This window comes from Acinetobacter sp. GQ146, assembly GCF_059758585.1.
This window is the reverse complement of the sequence record NZ_JCAXDV010000002.1, coordinates 557,228-573,462: the sequence shown is the minus strand read 5'-3', so window position 1 is coordinate 573,462 and position 16,235 is coordinate 557,228. Positions and strand designations below refer to the sequence as shown.

13 protein-coding genes and 1 tRNA gene are annotated in these 16,235 nt (G+C 43.1%); 5 read left to right on the top strand and 9 right to left on the bottom strand.

Translation table 11 applies throughout. From position 1 onward, the window contains the following. Positions 1-93: 93 nt before the first annotated feature. On the bottom strand, positions 94-999 hold the full coding sequence (locus AC6CHI_RS05955) for an alpha/beta hydrolase (RefSeq protein WP_498120009.1): 906 nt from the start codon (positions 997-999) through the stop codon (positions 94-96). Between the two features lie 73 nt (positions 1,000-1,072). After that, positions 1,073-2,563, bottom strand: coding sequence for a flavin-containing monooxygenase (locus AC6CHI_RS05950; protein WP_498120008.1), 1,491 nt, complete (start codon positions 2,561-2,563; stop codon positions 1,073-1,075). 736 nt (positions 2,564-3,299) lie between these two features. Here AC6CHI_RS05950 and AC6CHI_RS05945 point away from each other — a divergent pair. Next, a complete protein-coding gene (locus AC6CHI_RS05945) occupies positions 3,300-4,289 on the top strand; it encodes an NADP-dependent oxidoreductase (protein WP_498120007.1) in 990 nt (329 codons plus the stop codon). Positions 4,290-4,635: 346 nt separating this feature from the next. On the opposite strand, the gene AC6CHI_RS05940 is transcribed toward AC6CHI_RS05945, so the two are convergent. Beyond that, a tRNA-Arg gene (locus tag AC6CHI_RS05940) sits at positions 4,636-4,711 on the bottom strand. An 83-nt stretch (positions 4,712-4,794) separates the two neighbouring features. After that, a complete protein-coding gene (locus AC6CHI_RS05935; protein WP_458891171.1) occupies positions 4,795-6,150 on the bottom strand; it encodes an amino acid permease in 1,356 nt (451 codons plus the stop codon). Positions 6,151-6,466: 316 nt separating this feature from the next. Here AC6CHI_RS05935 and prpF point away from each other — a divergent pair, with 316 nt between their 5' ends. The 3 genes from prpF to AC6CHI_RS05920 all read left to right on the top strand — a co-directional run bounded on the left by prpF (position 6,467) and on the right by AC6CHI_RS05920 (position 9,987). Further along, positions 6,467-7,657, top strand: a complete 1,191-nt coding sequence (gene prpF, locus AC6CHI_RS05930; RefSeq protein WP_498120006.1) for a 2-methylaconitate cis-trans isomerase PrpF — start codon at positions 6,467-6,469, stop codon at positions 7,655-7,657. 201 nt (positions 7,658-7,858) lie between these two features. Further along, positions 7,859-8,830 carry a sensor domain-containing diguanylate cyclase gene (locus AC6CHI_RS05925; protein ID WP_498120005.1) on the top strand — a complete coding sequence of 324 codons (972 nt, stop codon included), beginning with the start codon at positions 7,859-7,861 and terminating at the stop codon, positions 8,828-8,830. 248 nt (positions 8,831-9,078) lie between these two features. Beyond that, on the top strand, positions 9,079-9,987 hold the full coding sequence (locus AC6CHI_RS05920) for a polyprenyl synthetase family protein (RefSeq protein WP_498120004.1): 909 nt from the start codon (positions 9,079-9,081) through the stop codon (positions 9,985-9,987). A gap of 94 nt (positions 9,988-10,081) precedes the next feature. Here AC6CHI_RS05920 and putP read toward each other — a convergent pair whose 3' ends face one another. The 5 genes from putP to AC6CHI_RS05895 form a co-directional block, all read right to left on the bottom strand. Further along, on the bottom strand, positions 10,082-11,572 hold the full coding sequence (putP, locus tag AC6CHI_RS05915) for a sodium/proline symporter PutP (RefSeq protein ID WP_498120002.1): 1,491 nt from the start codon (positions 11,570-11,572) through the stop codon (positions 10,082-10,084). Positions 11,573-11,778: 206 nt separating this feature from the next. Continuing rightward, positions 11,779-12,633 carry an SPFH domain-containing protein gene (locus AC6CHI_RS05910; RefSeq protein WP_458891176.1) on the bottom strand — a complete coding sequence of 285 codons (855 nt, stop codon included), beginning with the start codon at positions 12,631-12,633 and terminating at the stop codon, positions 11,779-11,781. Between the two features lie 14 nt (positions 12,634-12,647). Continuing rightward, positions 12,648-13,121, bottom strand: coding sequence for an NfeD family protein (locus tag AC6CHI_RS05905; RefSeq protein WP_498120000.1), 474 nt, complete (start codon positions 13,119-13,121; stop codon positions 12,648-12,650). A gap of 99 nt (positions 13,122-13,220) precedes the next feature. Further along, positions 13,221-14,147 carry a patatin-like phospholipase family protein gene (locus AC6CHI_RS05900; RefSeq protein ID WP_498119999.1) on the bottom strand — a complete coding sequence of 309 codons (927 nt, stop codon included), beginning with the start codon at positions 14,145-14,147 and terminating at the stop codon, positions 13,221-13,223. Between the two features lie 60 nt (positions 14,148-14,207). Then, positions 14,208-14,834, bottom strand: a complete 627-nt coding sequence (locus AC6CHI_RS05895) for a 1-acyl-sn-glycerol-3-phosphate acyltransferase (protein ID WP_458891179.1) — start codon at positions 14,832-14,834, stop codon at positions 14,208-14,210. Positions 14,835-14,973: 139 nt separating this feature from the next. Here AC6CHI_RS05895 and AC6CHI_RS05890 point away from each other — a divergent pair, with 139 nt between their 5' ends. Beyond that, positions 14,974-16,221, top strand: coding sequence for an MFS transporter (locus AC6CHI_RS05890; protein ID WP_498120076.1), 1,248 nt, complete (start codon positions 14,974-14,976; stop codon positions 16,219-16,221). Positions 16,222-16,235: the final 14 nt, after the last annotated feature.

The window sequence follows — 16,235 nt, the reverse complement described above, 5'->3', positions numbered from 1 at the left end:
GATACATAGTACTGCGTGACTTGTTTAATTGTCTAAAAGGTCTGATTCATGACTTCAGCACTGAGCTTTTTTAGGCGTTAAGTGGCTAGATTGTTACGCAGCGATTTTAATTTCGCCCTGTATATGACAATGCTTTTTCAGAAATTCAAGTTGTAAACGGATGTTTTGCTCAAAAAGCTCTCCATCACACAGTTCAAAATGATTACTATCCAACATAAAGTACTGTGCATTTGGCATTTTTTGTACAGCCTTACGGATAGAATGTTCTGGAATGACAGTATCTCGTTGCCCCGAAATCACGATAACAGGCATAGATAATTTATGTGCAAAATTGATCGGGTTGTAAGTGCCGACTTCTAGGAAAACCCGGGCGCGCGCTTTATTTTCCCAATTTGCATGATCAGGTAGCTGGGATAAATACCCATCCCAAGCTTCTGGCATGGTCATCGCGGCAATTTCATCTTCACGACCAATAATCGGGCGATAAACTGGTTTGTTAATTAAGCCACCAAATAAGTCCATAAATCCAGCAAGACTTAATTTTGCAAGTTTAGATAATGGAACGCCTTTCAAACCAGACAGACCATCAACATGAGGTGCCTGTAAAATCACAGCTTGGACGTGCCCATCACGTGCAGCAGTTTGAATAGCATGCCCACCAGAAAATGAATAACCCCAAAGAATAATTTGCTGTGTATCAATCTCATTGAGTGTTCTTACAAAACTTAAAGCAGCTCGCCAATCTTCTAAATGGCGCTTTGGACTCACCCAGTGGCGAGGTTGTCCTTCACTTTCACCAAAACCACGATAATCAAAAGAAAATACGGCATAGCCCTGTGCAACAAAGCGTTCTGCAAATTTAGGCAGGCCAGCATCCTTAATCATGCCAAAACCTTGCGCCATAATAATGACGGGAGCTTTACGATGGTTTGCGGGTAATTGTAAGGTTGCTGCACAACGCGTGCCACGACTAATAAAATTGAGTTGTGAGGTGTTCATGATTGTAGTCCCTTGTTATCTTTATAGTGGATTCGATACTCATCCTCGTATCGAATCCACAGTCACTCACGACTTAAGCTGCTTTAGATTTAGCCTTTGCTTTATTTTGCTGTTCGCTTTTTTTTAGCCAGACTAAATGCGGGCTATCAATCGGCTGGCTGAACATCGTCTTATCTTTTTCCAGATTGTGACTGACAAACCAATCTTCCGACTTTCCTTGACGCGGCAAGACCCAGTCACCACGCTGAACATAACCAGACTGCATACCATGTACAATACTGTGCTCAGTTTTTTCATTGACCGGTGCAACAGCTTTGACCGCGAGCACTTGACGAATATCCAATTCATTGATTAGGCGGCAGATATAATCACACGCTAAATCAATTTTTAAGGTCCAAGGGGCATTGGTATAGCCAAATAAATAAGCAAAATTCGGTACATCTTCAATCAAGACACCACGATAGCTCATTTTTTCATTGGGTTGAATTAACTCTTGATCCACCGAAATTTGAATACCACCCAACATTTGTAACTCAAGACCAGTTGCAGTCACAATAATATCGGCTTCCAGGGTTTGTCCTGATTTGAGTAAAATGCCATTCTCAGTAAAGCGTTCAATTTGATCGGTCACGACAGACGCTTTGCCATCACGAATCACATCAAACAAATCGTTGTCTGGAATGGCACATAAACGCTCATCCCAAGGCATATATTTCGGGGTAAAGTGTGACATATAGTCATCGCCCAAAGCTTTTTGTACTCCTGAAAGCAGGAACGAGCGCATTTGTTTAGGGAAACGTTTAGAGACCTTGTAAATACCGCGCTGCATAAAAATATTTCGCTTACGGAAGATTTTATAGACCAGTTCTTCCGATAACACTTTACGGCAAGCATCCACCCATTTGTCGGTATTTGGGACATTAATCACGTAACTTGGTGAACGCTGAAGCATGGTGATATGCGCAGTATCATTCGCCATAGCCGGAATCAGAGTGACGGCTGTTGCACCACTACCAATAACCACCACACGTTTATTGCGGTAATCCAAGTTTTCAGGCCAGTGCTGTGGATGCACAAATTGCCCCTTAAAGTTTTCTACACCCTCAAACTTTGGCGTATAACCTTGATCGTGATTATAGTAACCAGTTGCAGTAATAAGATAATTACACGTAAATTGGCAAGCTTCATTATTTGACTCATCAATCGCATTTACCGTCCAGCGGTTGGTTTGCGTAGAAAAATTTGCAGAAAGTATTTTAATCCCATAACGGATTTTTTGATTCACGCCAAACTTCTCTGCGGTTTCGACAAGATACTTTTTAATCGATTCACCTGAAGCCAGAACTTTATTACTGTTCCACGGACTGAATTTAAAACCAAAGCTAATTACGTCAGAATCAGAGCGAATACCTGGGTAGCGGAACAAGTCCCATGTTCCACCCAGTGCTTGGCGGCGTTCTAAAATTGTGAATGATTTATTTGGATTTTGTTGGACAAGCTGGCATCCCATACCAATTCCAGACAAACCTGCACCAATAATGACTACATCATATTCCATTTGCATTTTTGCGGCTCCATGTCGCAGTTTTTGTATTCTTCTTTTTATACTAACCTTTGAGCAAAATTAAACTTGACCTTATGAGACAGATATTTAACTTTGGGAGACATCAGCATCAGGCTAAAAACCAGTTCGATGGATCTTTAGCTTGGGAAGTCTAAGAGCATCTGTTTTAAATTGAAGGACTTAAGTGCTTTATAAATGGGTCAAACCGTGTCTACTACGGTATATACCTTTGGACACTCGAACCCCTTAGCTTCATGCTGGCTAAGTCCGAAGACAATGTTCTGCTTTGAGCAATCATCGCGTTTGCATGCGATAGGGCGAAGCAAGCTGAAAAAACTTGTTGCTCAGGAACACTGCTGAAGCTTTGCATGGCCTGCATTTGAAAATGATGAACCGCAATGGCTTCAACCATCTTGTTGTTCAGTGCGGCAAGCAAGCACCATTTTTACGATATTTGAGAAAAGACAGCCTAATTTTTGCATAAATTATTTATTTTCAGACTCTTATGCTGTTAATGCATTGTAATTGCATTCTCGCTTGCAAGTACAGAACAGCAATAAATATCAAGAAACCATTCATTCGAGTGGTTTCTTCATCGGTCATCTTCACTATTTTGTAGTTTGTGATACTTCATTAGGATTCAGCACTTTTACAAAGTGTCTGAAAAAAATATGCACTATTCAAAATAGCTGCAACTTAACGGTATGAAAATACAGAATGATATTCAGGAAAGAAGATGAGTTATAAGGCATTTAAATTAGCAAAGTACCCTCAGGGTCATATTTCAAAAGATATTTTTGATTTGGTGGCATTGCCAAAACCCGTTTTGAAAGACGGAGAGTTTCTGGTCAAGCAGACACATATGTCATTAGATCCAGCCATGCGTACTTGGCTGCAACAGCGTGAAGACAGCTACTTACCTCCAGTACAAATTGGCGAAGTTATGCGCTCATATGGTGTTGGTACTGTTGTCGAGTCACTGAATCCAAAATATCCAGTAGATGCACAGGTGGTGGGAATTACCGGCTGGAGTGAATATGTGCTGGGGCATGAAGAAATGAATGTTGTAGATGCCGCCTTGTCTCCTGAAGCGGTATTATCAATTTTTTATTTCACAGGCTTAACGGCTTATGTTGGTCTGATGAAAGTCGGAAAACCGAAAAAAGGTGACACGCTAGTTGTGACGGGTGCTGCTGGGTCAGTTGGCTCATTGGTAGGCCAACTGGGCAAAGCTGAGGGGCTGCGTGTAGTTGGTTTTGCAGGTTCGGATGCAAAATGCAAATGGTTAGTTGAGGAATTGGGTTTCGATGCAGCCATTAACTACAAGTCTGACAATTTAGAAGAACAGCTTCTTGCCGCTGCACCTAATGGTGTCGATGTTTTCTATGAAAATACGGGCGGTCCAATTCAAGAGGTAATTTTTAAACAATTAAATCGCTATGGTAAAGTCATCGTATGTGGCGTACTTTCAGACTACAGCAATGACACGCCAACCAAAGGACCAAGCTGGGTGGATATCAACCTTAAAAGTCTAAGCGTGCAGGGCTTTATTGTGACGGACTATGTGGGCATTAGCGATGAAGCCATGTCTACGCTGGGTCGTTATGTTGCAGAGGGTAAGATTAAATTTAAGACCCATATGATCGAAGGTTTTGAAGCCTTACCGGATGGTTTAATCCAGTTATTTAAAGGTGAAAATACCGGTAAATTCATCGTTCGATTTTAATTGAAAAAGTAGTTATTCAGAGATTTGTGCATGAATAAGCCTAGCGAAATAGGTTGTTCTGTACAAATCTGAATAGCTGCTCCATGTTGCTGAGTAGGAATAGAAAACGATCTCGAATCTGTCCCTAATCTTTTTTTTTGTGCAAGGGAGAGCAGTCTTGACCTTGGAACGCTTACCTCAAGGCTGTGTATTAATAACAAAGCTAAGGGTTGATCATTATTCGTTAGCCGCATTAATTACGATAGCCAGTAAAATTTGCCATGCAATGGGCTGAGAAAAAAACAGATCACGGGTAGCTCGGTCTAAATACTGAGAAAGCCAAGCTTGGTCGATGATAATAAATGGATGGCGCGCTCTGCGGGACTCGAACCCACGTCGGTCGCTTAGGAGGCAACTGCTCTATCCAGTTAAGCTAAGAGCGCCAAGCGCAAATAATGTAACTGATTTTAAAGCAAAAAAAAAGTTATTGCCGAAACAATAACTTCTTTCCTAAGCAATAAACGATTTAGTTCTTGCTTGGTTTAATCATTTTAAAGAAGATCCACATCAGTACAACCCAGATTGGAAGCATGAGTACAGATTCTTTGAAGCCTTGCGTCCACATAATGTAAAGCACTGTCGCAATAAAGATCAGTACCAAATAGTTACTTAGCGGAGACCACAATGAAGGAAATTTGGTTTGTGTTGCCGTCGCTTTCATCGCTTGACGGAATTTTAAGTGGGTCAAGCTAATCATGGCCCAGTTTAAAACCAATGCACCGACAACCACATACATCAAGTGACCCAATGCATCTTCAGGAACGAAGTAGTTTAATAGTACGCAACCGAAAATTAATAATGCAGAGAACAGCACAGCTGGAATAGGCACCCCTTGTTTGTTCACGTTCAAGAAAACTTTTGGCGCATTTCCTTGTTCCGCTAAACCAAACAACATACGGCTATTTGCATACATCCCGCTGTTATATACAGAAAGTGCTGCGGTCAAAATAATGAAATTCAGTAAATGTGCCGCCCATTGGATTCCCATTTGACTAAAGATCATCACGAATGGGCTTTTGTCCAAACCACCTAAATCAAGCTGATTCCAAGGCACCAAAGACAAGAGAATGGTCAATGAACCCACATAGAAAATCAGGATACGAAAAACGACTTGGTTGATGGCTTTAGGAATAGTTTTTTCAGGGTCTTTCGCTTCTGCTGCAGCCATCCCGATCAACTCAATCCCACCAAAGGCGAACATCAAGAAAGCCAGCATATAAAATAAGCCTTCAAAACCATTCGGGAAGAATCCACCATGAGTCCAAAGGTTACTAAAAGACGCTGTAGAGGTAGCATCTGCGGTAAATAATAAGTATAAACCGAAGACAATCATGGAAATGACAGCAGCAACTTTAATAATTGCTAACCAGAACTCTGATTCTCCATAAAACTTCACATTGCCAAGGTTAATAAGCGTAATGACAATAAAGAAGAAGAGTACAGAAGCCCAAGCAGGGATGTGAGGCCACCAGTAATTAATATATTTAGCGACAGCCGTCAGCTCGGTCATCGCCACTAAAATATAGAGAATCCAGTAATTCCATCCAGCTAGGAAGCCAGGGAATTTCCCCCAATATCGATAAGCAAAATGACTAAATGAACCAGCAACTGGTTCATGGACAATCATTTCCCCTAATTGACGCATAATCAAAAATGCAATTAAACCACCAATGGCATAACCTAAAATGATGGATGGACCTGCAGATTGAATAACCTGTGCGGAACCTAAGAATAAGCCTGTACCAATTGCGCCACCCATGGCGATAAGTTGGATGTGACGGTTCTTTAAGCCACGCTGAAGTTGTGAAGAGTTATTGTTCAAAGTTCTCAGCCCGACGATGAATGTATAGGGATTGTAAAGGATTGATTACACTTAGCCTAGTAGATGAACCAACGGTCAAATAATTTAACTAGGGGGAATTGTTTCTTTGCATATAAAATCGAATGATGAATCAATTGTTTAGATTTATTTAAAAAATGACTCTAACGTTCTGCCTGCTGTGAAAAAAATGATCAAGCGTTGTTTTTTTATACTTAAGTCCTGCAACGCCAAATTTTTTCATAAAAAGCAGTATGATGAGTACGATTGAAATTGAGCAAATACGCCAAAACAAAGAATCAGGAAGGATGAACAAGCCATGAGTTTCGCACCACAAATTAAAATTCCAGCCACTTATATGCGCGGTGGTACCAGTAAGGGTGTATTTTTTAAGCGCGATGACTTACCTGAAGCGGCTCAAGTACCAGGTAAAATTCGTGATCAAATTTTACTGCGCGTGATTGGCAGTCCAGATCCTTATGCTAAACAAATTGATGGAATGGGTGGAGCAACCTCCAGTACCAGTAAAACCGTGATTTTATCCAAGAGCACTCAAGCCAATCACGATGTGGATTATCTGTTTGGACAAGTTTCGATTGATCAACCTTTTGTGGATTGGAGTGGTAACTGCGGTAATTTAACGGCTGCGGTCGGTTCGTTTGCGATTTCTAATGGTTTGGTCGATGCGGAACGCATTCCTGAAAATGGTATTTGCACCGTGCGTATTTGGCAGGTGAATATTGAAAAAACCATTATTGCCCATGTGCCGATTACCAATGGTCAGGTTCAAGAAACCGGTGACTTTGAATTAGATGGCGTGACTTTTCCAGCTGCAGAAGTTCAAATTGAATTTTTAGATCCTGCGGATGATGGTGAAGATGGTGGTGCCATGTTCCCAACAGGCAATGTGGTGGATACTTTGGAGGTGCCGAATATTGGCTCATTCCCTGCAACCTTTATTAATGCAGGTATTCCGACCATCTTTTTAAATGCCGAAGACATTGGCTATACCGGCACTGAACTGCAAGATGCGATTAATGGTGATGCAGCCGCTTTAGCCCGTTTTGAAACCATTCGTGCTTATGGCGCTCTAAAGATGGGGATTATTCAAGACATTTCTGAAGCAGAAAAGCGTCAGCATACGCCTAAGATCGCCTTTGTTTCCAAGCCTAAAGCCTATGTATCTTCGAGTGGTAAAGCGATTACGGAAGCCGATACCGATTTATTGGTTCGTGCATTATCGATGGGTAAACTGCACCACGCCATGATGGGCACCGCTGCTGTTGCAATTGGAACGGCTGCCGCCATTCCAGGCACTTTGGTGAATTTGGCTGCGGGTGGGGGTGAACGTGAAGCAGTACGTTTCGGTCATCCATCAGGGACTTTAAGAGTTGGTGCTCAGGCCTTATTTGCACAGGGTCAGTGGCAGGTGAAAAAAGCCATCATGAGCCGGAGTGCGCGGGTATTAATGGAAGGCTGGGTGCGTGTACCCGAAGACTGTCTCAAATAATCCCTCCTAAAAGAAATTTAAATAACAAGCTCTTATCGCAAGATAAGGGCTTTTTTTATGTCTTATGCATTTAAATGAATATATAAATCTTAAATTTGTATATATTTTATTTTCATAAACTATTCGTAATTTATTAGATATTTTGACATTCTAATTTTGATAGCATTTTGCGTAGCTTTAACCTGAAAAAATGTAAATATTATGGTTGCTCATTCGACTCAAAATACCAGTGACTTTGATGCACATGAAGTCTTGGATTCACTGCCTTTGGCGACAGCATTGCTTAAACCATCGGGAGAAATTCTTTTCGCCAATCGTTTTTTTGCAGAATGCTTTGCTGTTTCGGTAGAACAGATGCAGAGGCAAAACATTGCCGAGTTTTCACCACAATGCTTTCAGGTCTTTGAGCAAAATTTGCTGCGCTTTAAGCAGGGCTTGCCTGTGGAACCGTTTGAATATCAAATGGAGGGGCGTTATTACTGGATTGTCGTAAAACCGAACTGTGCTCCAAATGGTGAAATTGAATCGTTACTTTTGTGCAGTTCAGACATTTCCGATTTAAAACAGAATCAAATGCAGTTAGAGGCACGTAACCATGAGTTGCGTCGTATCAGTGAAAAGGATTATTTGACCGGCTTAGCCAATCGCCGAGCATTTGATTTGAAGTTGCAGCACTATTTGCAGGGCTTGGCACAAAATGAGATTCAGGAACTGACACTCCTGCTGATTGATGTGGATAATTTCAAACAAATTAATGATTGCTATGGGCATAGCCTAGGAGATGATGCCTTAAAGGCCATGGCAAAAACCTTATTGAATGTGAGTGCGGTGGAGGTGGCAAAGAATATTTATCGGGTTGGTGGCGAGGAATTTGCGATTTTGTTGCCGAATACGACTTTAGAACAGGGCTGTATCCAAGCCGAGCAATATCGTCAAGCTGTTGAAGCATTGGGGCAAGATTTTCATGGTCAGTGCTTAAACGAGTTTTCGATTTCGGTGGGGGTGGCGCATACCGCGGAATTCCTCTTCGCACGTCGTTTGTATGAACTGGCGGATCAAGCCCTGTATTGTGCGAAAAGTTCGCGCAAAAATTGTGTCTACTACACCAATCATACCGATTGCTATTCGTATCCACTCAAATCCGTCTGTTGCCGTGGTGCTGCATGTGGTTAAGTCATCTCCCAAGGCATGCTCATCTTTATTGGACCAAGCCGAATGCTGTAAGACATTCACTCTCACACGACCTCTGGTGGGATGCTTGATTTTGAGCAGGGTGTGGATTGTAGAGCATTAACTTTGATCTAATTGGGATTTGGGTGTATGGCGAAATTCGCATTTAGCGTACAATCACAGCCAATCCAAAGTTTGATGGTTAAACAGCATCCTCATGGATCTGTTTAGCGAAAATACGCGAGGCGAATGTGTCATCTTTAACCGACGTACAAAATAATACGTTGCAACAAGCGCAACAGCAGATTCAGCAAGATCTCCTTGCTGCATTACAGGCTTTTTCTTTACCTGAGCCGTTAAAAAGTGCAGTACATCATGCCGTGATGTTGGGCGGAAAACGTGTACGTCCAGCCTTATGTTATGCAACTGCAGCCATTCGTCCCAATCAACATCGTGCCGCTGTGCGTCGTGCTGCGGTCGCAGTCGAACTGATTCATTGTTATTCCTTGGCACATGATGATTTACCCTGCATGGACAATGACCAGTTACGTCGTGGTCAACCCACTTGTCATGTGGCGTATGGCGAAGACACCGCACTTTTGGCTGGGGATATTTTACAGTCAATGGCCTTTGAGGTTTTGGGCAGCCGTCTATTCGATCAAGGTGAAGCGGTAGAGGCATCGATCGTTTTAAAACAGATGCAAATTCTGGCGACGGCTTCGTCAAAAATGGTGTGTGGGCAAGTTTTGGATTTACAGGCCGAAGGCAAGCACATCGATCAAGAGGCGCTAGAAAATATTCATCGTAATAAAACAGGGGCGTTGATTACAGCGGCCATTATGATGGCTGCGGTCACCATTTTTCCGGGTATAGATCCCGCAATTCCGCAATTACGCCAATATGGCCAAAATATTGGTCTCGCCTTTCAAGTCCAAGATGACATTCTAGATATTATTGCCAATACCGAACAACTGGGGAAAACTGCAGGGAAGGATGAGCAAGTCGAGAAGTCGACCTATCCTGCGCTAATGGGACTAGAGCAGGCCCAAGCTTATGCCCAAGATTTACATGATCAGGCATTTGCTGCACTTCATTACTTTGAAGGTCAGGCTCAAGAATTAGAACAGATTTCTCAGTTTTTATTGTCGCGTCAGTTTTAACCCGCTGCCCTGACTCTTTCTGAACCGAGCACTCAGGTCTTGAACTCAAAGACTCTATATCGCCCGTAGGCAATATAGAGTTTTTTTACGCACATTAGTGCGATGATTTGTACAATGTATCCGCTTGTTCAAAGCGTTCAGTAATGTCTTTCGCAGGGGGTTTATCCATTAAACTCACCACCACGATCGCGATGCTTGCACAGATAAAGCCTGGAATAATTTCATAAATGCCAGTCGCACTGAACAGGTTTTTCCAGAGAATAACCATCATTGCACCAGTAATCATACCTGCTAAAGCACCTTTCAAGGTCATGCGTTTCCAGAACAAAGACAGAATAATTAATGGACCAAACGCAGCACCAAAGCCCGCCCATGCATATGCCACTAAGCCAAGAACTTTCGCATCTGGATTACCCGCCATCCAAATTGCAAGAATGGCAATCAGCAGTACCATCAGACGACCGACCCAAACCAATTCCTTTTGTGAGGCATTTTTGCGCAAGAATGATTTATAAAAATCTTCAGTTAAGGTACTTGAGCACACCAAGAGCTGACAGCTTAAGGTACTCATGACTGCGGCTAAGATTGCAGCCAAGACAATACCCGCTACCCATGGGTTAAACAGCACTTTGGTTAATTCAATAAATACCGTTTCAGGGTTGGCATTCACAGCAGCCGCCAATTCGGGGTGCTGTTGGAAGTAAGCAATCCCGAAGAAACCAGCAGCAACCGCACCCGCAAGGCAGAAAATCATCCATGCCATGCCAATACGACGTGCATTCGGAATTGATTTCACAGAGTCGGCTGCCATAAAACGCACCAGAATGTGCGGTTGACCAAAGTAGCCTAAACCCCATGCCATTAGCGAAATAATCGCGACAACACTTAAATCCCCAAACAGGTTCATCGCTTGAGGGCGTGCAGCTTCTAGCGCCAGCGTTAATTCTTGGGTGTCGCTAAAGCTGAGTACAGCCACGATTGGGGTGAGAATTAAAGCAAAAATCATAAGTGTAGCTTGGATGGTATCGGTCCAGCTCACTGCTAAGAAACCACCAATAAATACGTAGCTGATGGTGGCAATTGCACTCACCCAAAGCGCGGTTGTATAAGAAATTCCAAACATGCTTTCGAATAAACGTGCGCCTGCAACCATGCCTGAGGCACAGTAAATTGCAAAGAACACTAAAATGACGCATGCAGAGACAATACGCAGGACTTTTTTATGGTCGTTAAAACGATTTGAAAAATAGTCTGGTAGGGTTAAAGCATTGTATTGCACTTCGGTGTGTACACGTAGGCGACCCGCAACCAAAAGCCAGTTGAGCCAAGCCCCGATAATTAAACCAACGCCGATCCACATTTCAGATAAACCAGAAAGGAAGATGGCACCCGGTAAGCCCATGAGTAACCAACCACTCATGTCGGATGCACCTGCAGAAAGTGCAGTTACAAAGCTTCCTAGACTACGACCACCGAGAATGTAATCATCAAAATTGGTGGTTGCACGATATGCCATGAGGCCGATAAAAACCATGGCAATGATATAGAAGAAAAAAGTGATTAAGGTCGGATTCAGTGAACTCATACGCTTATCCTTGGGAGTCAAATCACAAACTGAAAAATGGCTTTTAAAATGTAAAAAATTACAAAAAGCCAACAATATCCTAAAAACAAGGGCGCGATTTAAACATAAATTCACAATGTTTTCTGTTTTTTTTGTTCTGTAAAAAAGAATAGGCAGTCATAAACTGCCTATTGCTTTGAAAGCTAATCAGAAATTGTTTATCGGAATTAAGGGTTACGACCCATAACACCGCGAATGGTATTTAACACGTCGGCAGGCAAGACCACGGTCTTGGCATTGTTGGATTTGGCCATTTCTTGCATGGCTTTGACATACTGCTCGCCAAGTAAGTACGCCACAGGAATTTCTTTATCTCCCACAGCCGATGTAACCATTTCAATGGCACGTTGCGAAGCTTCTGCCAAAACCACTTGTGCTTCGGCATCACGACGAGACGCTGCTAAGCGACCATCCGCTTCTAAAATAGCAGCTTGCTTTTCACCATCGGCCTTGGTCACGGTCGCACGACGTTGACGTTCCGCAGCGGCTTGCGCTTCCATCGCAGACTGCATGGTTTGCGAAGGTTGAATATCTTGAATTTCAACGGTTTTTAAGGTAATGCCCCAGTCGGCAATGTCGTCGGAAATCGCAGCTTTAAGCTTGGCTTTAATGTGATCACGTGATGACAGGGCATCATCCAAATCCATTTCACCGACAATCGAGCGCAGCGAGGTCTGAACGAGATTTTGAATTGCCCAAGTGTAGTTTTCAATGCCATACACGGCTTTTTCAGGCGTGGTTAAATTAATATAGGCCACCGCATTCATCAATAACACGGCATTGTCACGGGTAATCACTTCTTGTGAAGGAATATCCAAAACAATATCTTTGGTGGTGACTTTATAGGCCACATCATCAATATAGGGAATGACAAAGTTTAGCCCTGGACTCAAGGTAATATGATATTTACCTAAACGTTGCACAATCCATTTGTAGCCTTGAGGAACAATACGTACCCCTTTAAAAATCGTGATGCCGACAAAGGCCAGCAACGCAATAACAATAATAGATCCCGCTGACATAAGTTTACTCGCTTTTATTGATTGTCATTATTGGAACGATGTGGTTGAACCACAAGGTCATTGCCCAGAATATCGACCACGCGCACTCGATCACCGACATTAACGCTGCTAAGTGTGCGGCAGTTCCATTCATCTGAGCCTAAAACTGGCATAGGAAACCGAACTCTGATTTGCTCATGTTCCATATTGACCTGAATTACCATGCCGACTTGGCCGATGGTGGCTTCGCGTGAAAGTCCCGCTTGTGTTTTATCAATCGAAAGTGGTTTAACAAAGCGAAACCAAGCGACAGTGCAGAGAATGGACAAAATAATCCATAAGACCAATTGGAAGATTGGGCTGAGCGATGGGAAAAGCCAAAAGATAATGCCCACTAAAATGGCGCTAATACCAAACCATAATGCGGCAAAAGCAGGAATGATCAATTCGGACAGCATTAAAACAACACCGAGGACAAACCAATGCCAAGGTTCAAAAACAAATTCCATACATCTACTCGTGTATTCTGTTAGTGAATGGTGATGATAAAAGACGCACCATTCACTGTATCAGATGTCTAAGATGATGAAAATTAAAAAAGTGTTTATTTAGAATTTGGCTTTGGGCGCAGGTTTAAAGGCGGCTGGTGATTTTTTAAAATTACTGATCGCCCCTTGAATGGCCTTGATTTTAAGTTGGGCGGCTTTTTCACCCTCTAAGATGGATTGATTGCTGGCTTTTAAATCAAGTGTACCTACATGGCCGACTTTGGGCTGAATGACGATATTGGCCTGATTTAATTCGGCATTAATGCTCTGTTGCCCCATAATATTGATGGTTTGATCAAGCAGTCCCCACATATTTAGTGGTTTATTGCCGACTGGACGGGCAGAAATATCAACGGCAATCACAATATCGGCCCCCATGGCTTTGGCCGTGGTGACTGGAATGGGGCTGACTAAGCCGCCATCGACATATTTGGTGCCACGAATGGTGGTCGGTACAAACACATTCGGAATACTGCACGATGCCCGCACAGCCTGACCTGCATTACCCATAATAAAGTCGGCTTTCTTGCCATTGTCCAAACGGGTGGCAACCGCGGCAAAGCGGATCGGGAATTTTTCAATTGGTTTATTGCTGACATTTTTATTGACGTAGTCTTGCAATTTCTGCCCGAGCACAATGCCTTGGCTGCTGAGCGTTAGGTCACGTAGGTCAGACTCTTGGAGTTGAAGAGCGAGTTGTTGTAATTGATATGGCGTTTTTCCACTGGCGTAAATACTGCCCACGAAGCTGCCTGCACTGGTTCCTGTCACAATTTTTGGCTTAATACCATGTGATTCAAGCACTTTAAGTACACCAATATGTGCAAAACCTTTGGCCCCACCACCACCAAGTGCAATCGCGATAACAGGTTCCCGGGCTTGGACTGGCGTGGTTACAGGTGGTTTGGTGGCAGTTTTATCACACGCTGCAAGGCTCAAGCCGAGTAAGCCAATCAGGCCATATTGAAAAAAACGTAGCTGGGTCATTACACACGAAATAGCATAAAAGTTGCGCACATCAGAGCAAATTTTGGCATGTTTTTCCAGTCACTTTTTGACGAGAGTTTGTAACGGTTTGGCTAACCATGCAGGATTTTTTGCCGAGAACTGTCCCGAATAGCAGGCCAGAATTTTAGGCAAATCTTCGTTAAAATTTCCAGAGGGATGAAATACGCCTAAACAGCGAATCATTTTCTTTTCATAATCAAAAGCAAACATCACAATCGGAATCTGTGCCCCAACAGCAATTCGATAAAAGCCACTTTTTATAGTGTTGGCACTTTTACGCGTACCTTCAGGTGCCATACCCACCCAAATTTGATCTTTATTCTGAATAATCTGGATAATTTGCTGGGTGAGTCCATGTGGGGTCGCTCGATTAACAGGAATCACACCCACCCATTCTAGCAAAGGCTTAAGCGGGGTATGGAACAAGGTGTGCTTACCAAACACGGTAATTTGAATTCCCAAACCTAAGAGGGCTGTAAAACCATGCCAGGCATCGATATTTGAGGTATGTGGGGAAATAATTGCGACAGCTTTGGCTAAGTCTGGAAACTCACCCTCAAATGACCAGCCTTGCGCCAGAAAAATTTTCCGGAAAAGAGACTTACTCCAACGCGAGCCTCGTGCAGGCACATGCGGCGGTAAGGTAGGGAAGCGAGACGCAGACATGGGCTTGTCATCCTGACAAATATTCTTGGTTTTTCTTGATATTACGCTTTCACTTCTCGCGCTTCATTGGCAAAATGTGAGCCGAAATATGCAAAAATGCTCAGCATTGTGTGAAAAATTAACCAACCGGATGGTCGCCATGCCCATAGCACAGAATATATATCTGCTATTGTTCTCGCTGTATTGGGCACAAGGTTTACCCGTCGGCTTTATGACGCATGCACTGCCCGTTATTCTAAGAGCAGAGGGCGTATCGCTAACTCATATTGGCGGTTTTGGTCTGTTAATGTTGCCTTGGTCGATTAAGATTCTCTGGGCACCATGGGTCGACCGCTTGGGAAATAATCAGCGTGGACATTATCGCAGCTGGATTGTACCTACACAATTATTGACCGTCATTTTGCTGATCATGCTGTCATTTTTACCGATTCATTTATTGCAGCAGCCTTTATATCTCGGCCTGTTTTTTATTGTGCTCCTGGCGATCAATTTTGTGGGGGCAACGCAGGATGTCGCTACCGATGGACTTGCGGTACGCATTCTAAAAACTGAGCAGCAGCATTGGGGCAATACCTTTCAGGTGATCGGGTCGCGTCTGGGCTTTATCATTGGAGGGGGTGCTGTACTCTGGATGCTTGATCTGTTCGATTGGCGTATAAGCTTCGGGTTGCTCGCCGCTTTGGTGTTATTCAACACCTTGCCCATTTGGCGTTATCAAGAACCCAAAAGAAATAACACGGTTCAGCATCAGTCCTTATCTTACTCACAAAAATATAGGGCTATCCGTCAGTATTTAGCGTATTACCGTAGCAGCCCGAATTTATGGCGTTGGCTAGCGGTGCTGTGTACTTTTAAAATTGCTGATGGTTTGGCTGGTCCTTTGCTGAAACCTTTGATGGTGGATTTGGGCTTAAGTTTTAGTCAAATAGGCTTGTACATTACGATGCTGGGGGCGCTGGCGGCTTTATGTGGCGCCGGGCTGGCTGGTGCATTGCTCAAGCGAATGCCGCGTACTCATGCGCTGTGGTGGTTTTCTTTACTTAAAATTATGTGTTTGGCAGCTTATTGCTGGTTGGCTTATCAATATGAACAACAGCAGGCGGTGAGTACATGGCTGATTTATGCGATTAATGCTGCTGAAGATTGTGTATCCGCCATGCTGTTAGTCGTTATGCTCACCATGATTATGCACTATAGTCGCCCCAATTTTGCCGCAACAGATTTCACCTTTCAGGTTGCTTTAATGGCAACCATTAGCGGCCTTTTATATAGCGTGAGTGGGATGTTTGCAGATGCTTTAGGCTATGCAAACTACCTCTTTTTTATTCTTTTTATCGCGATTCTCTGTCTTGTTACAATTTTTCGATGGATGGTGGTTGAAAAATAATCTTACAATTCAGT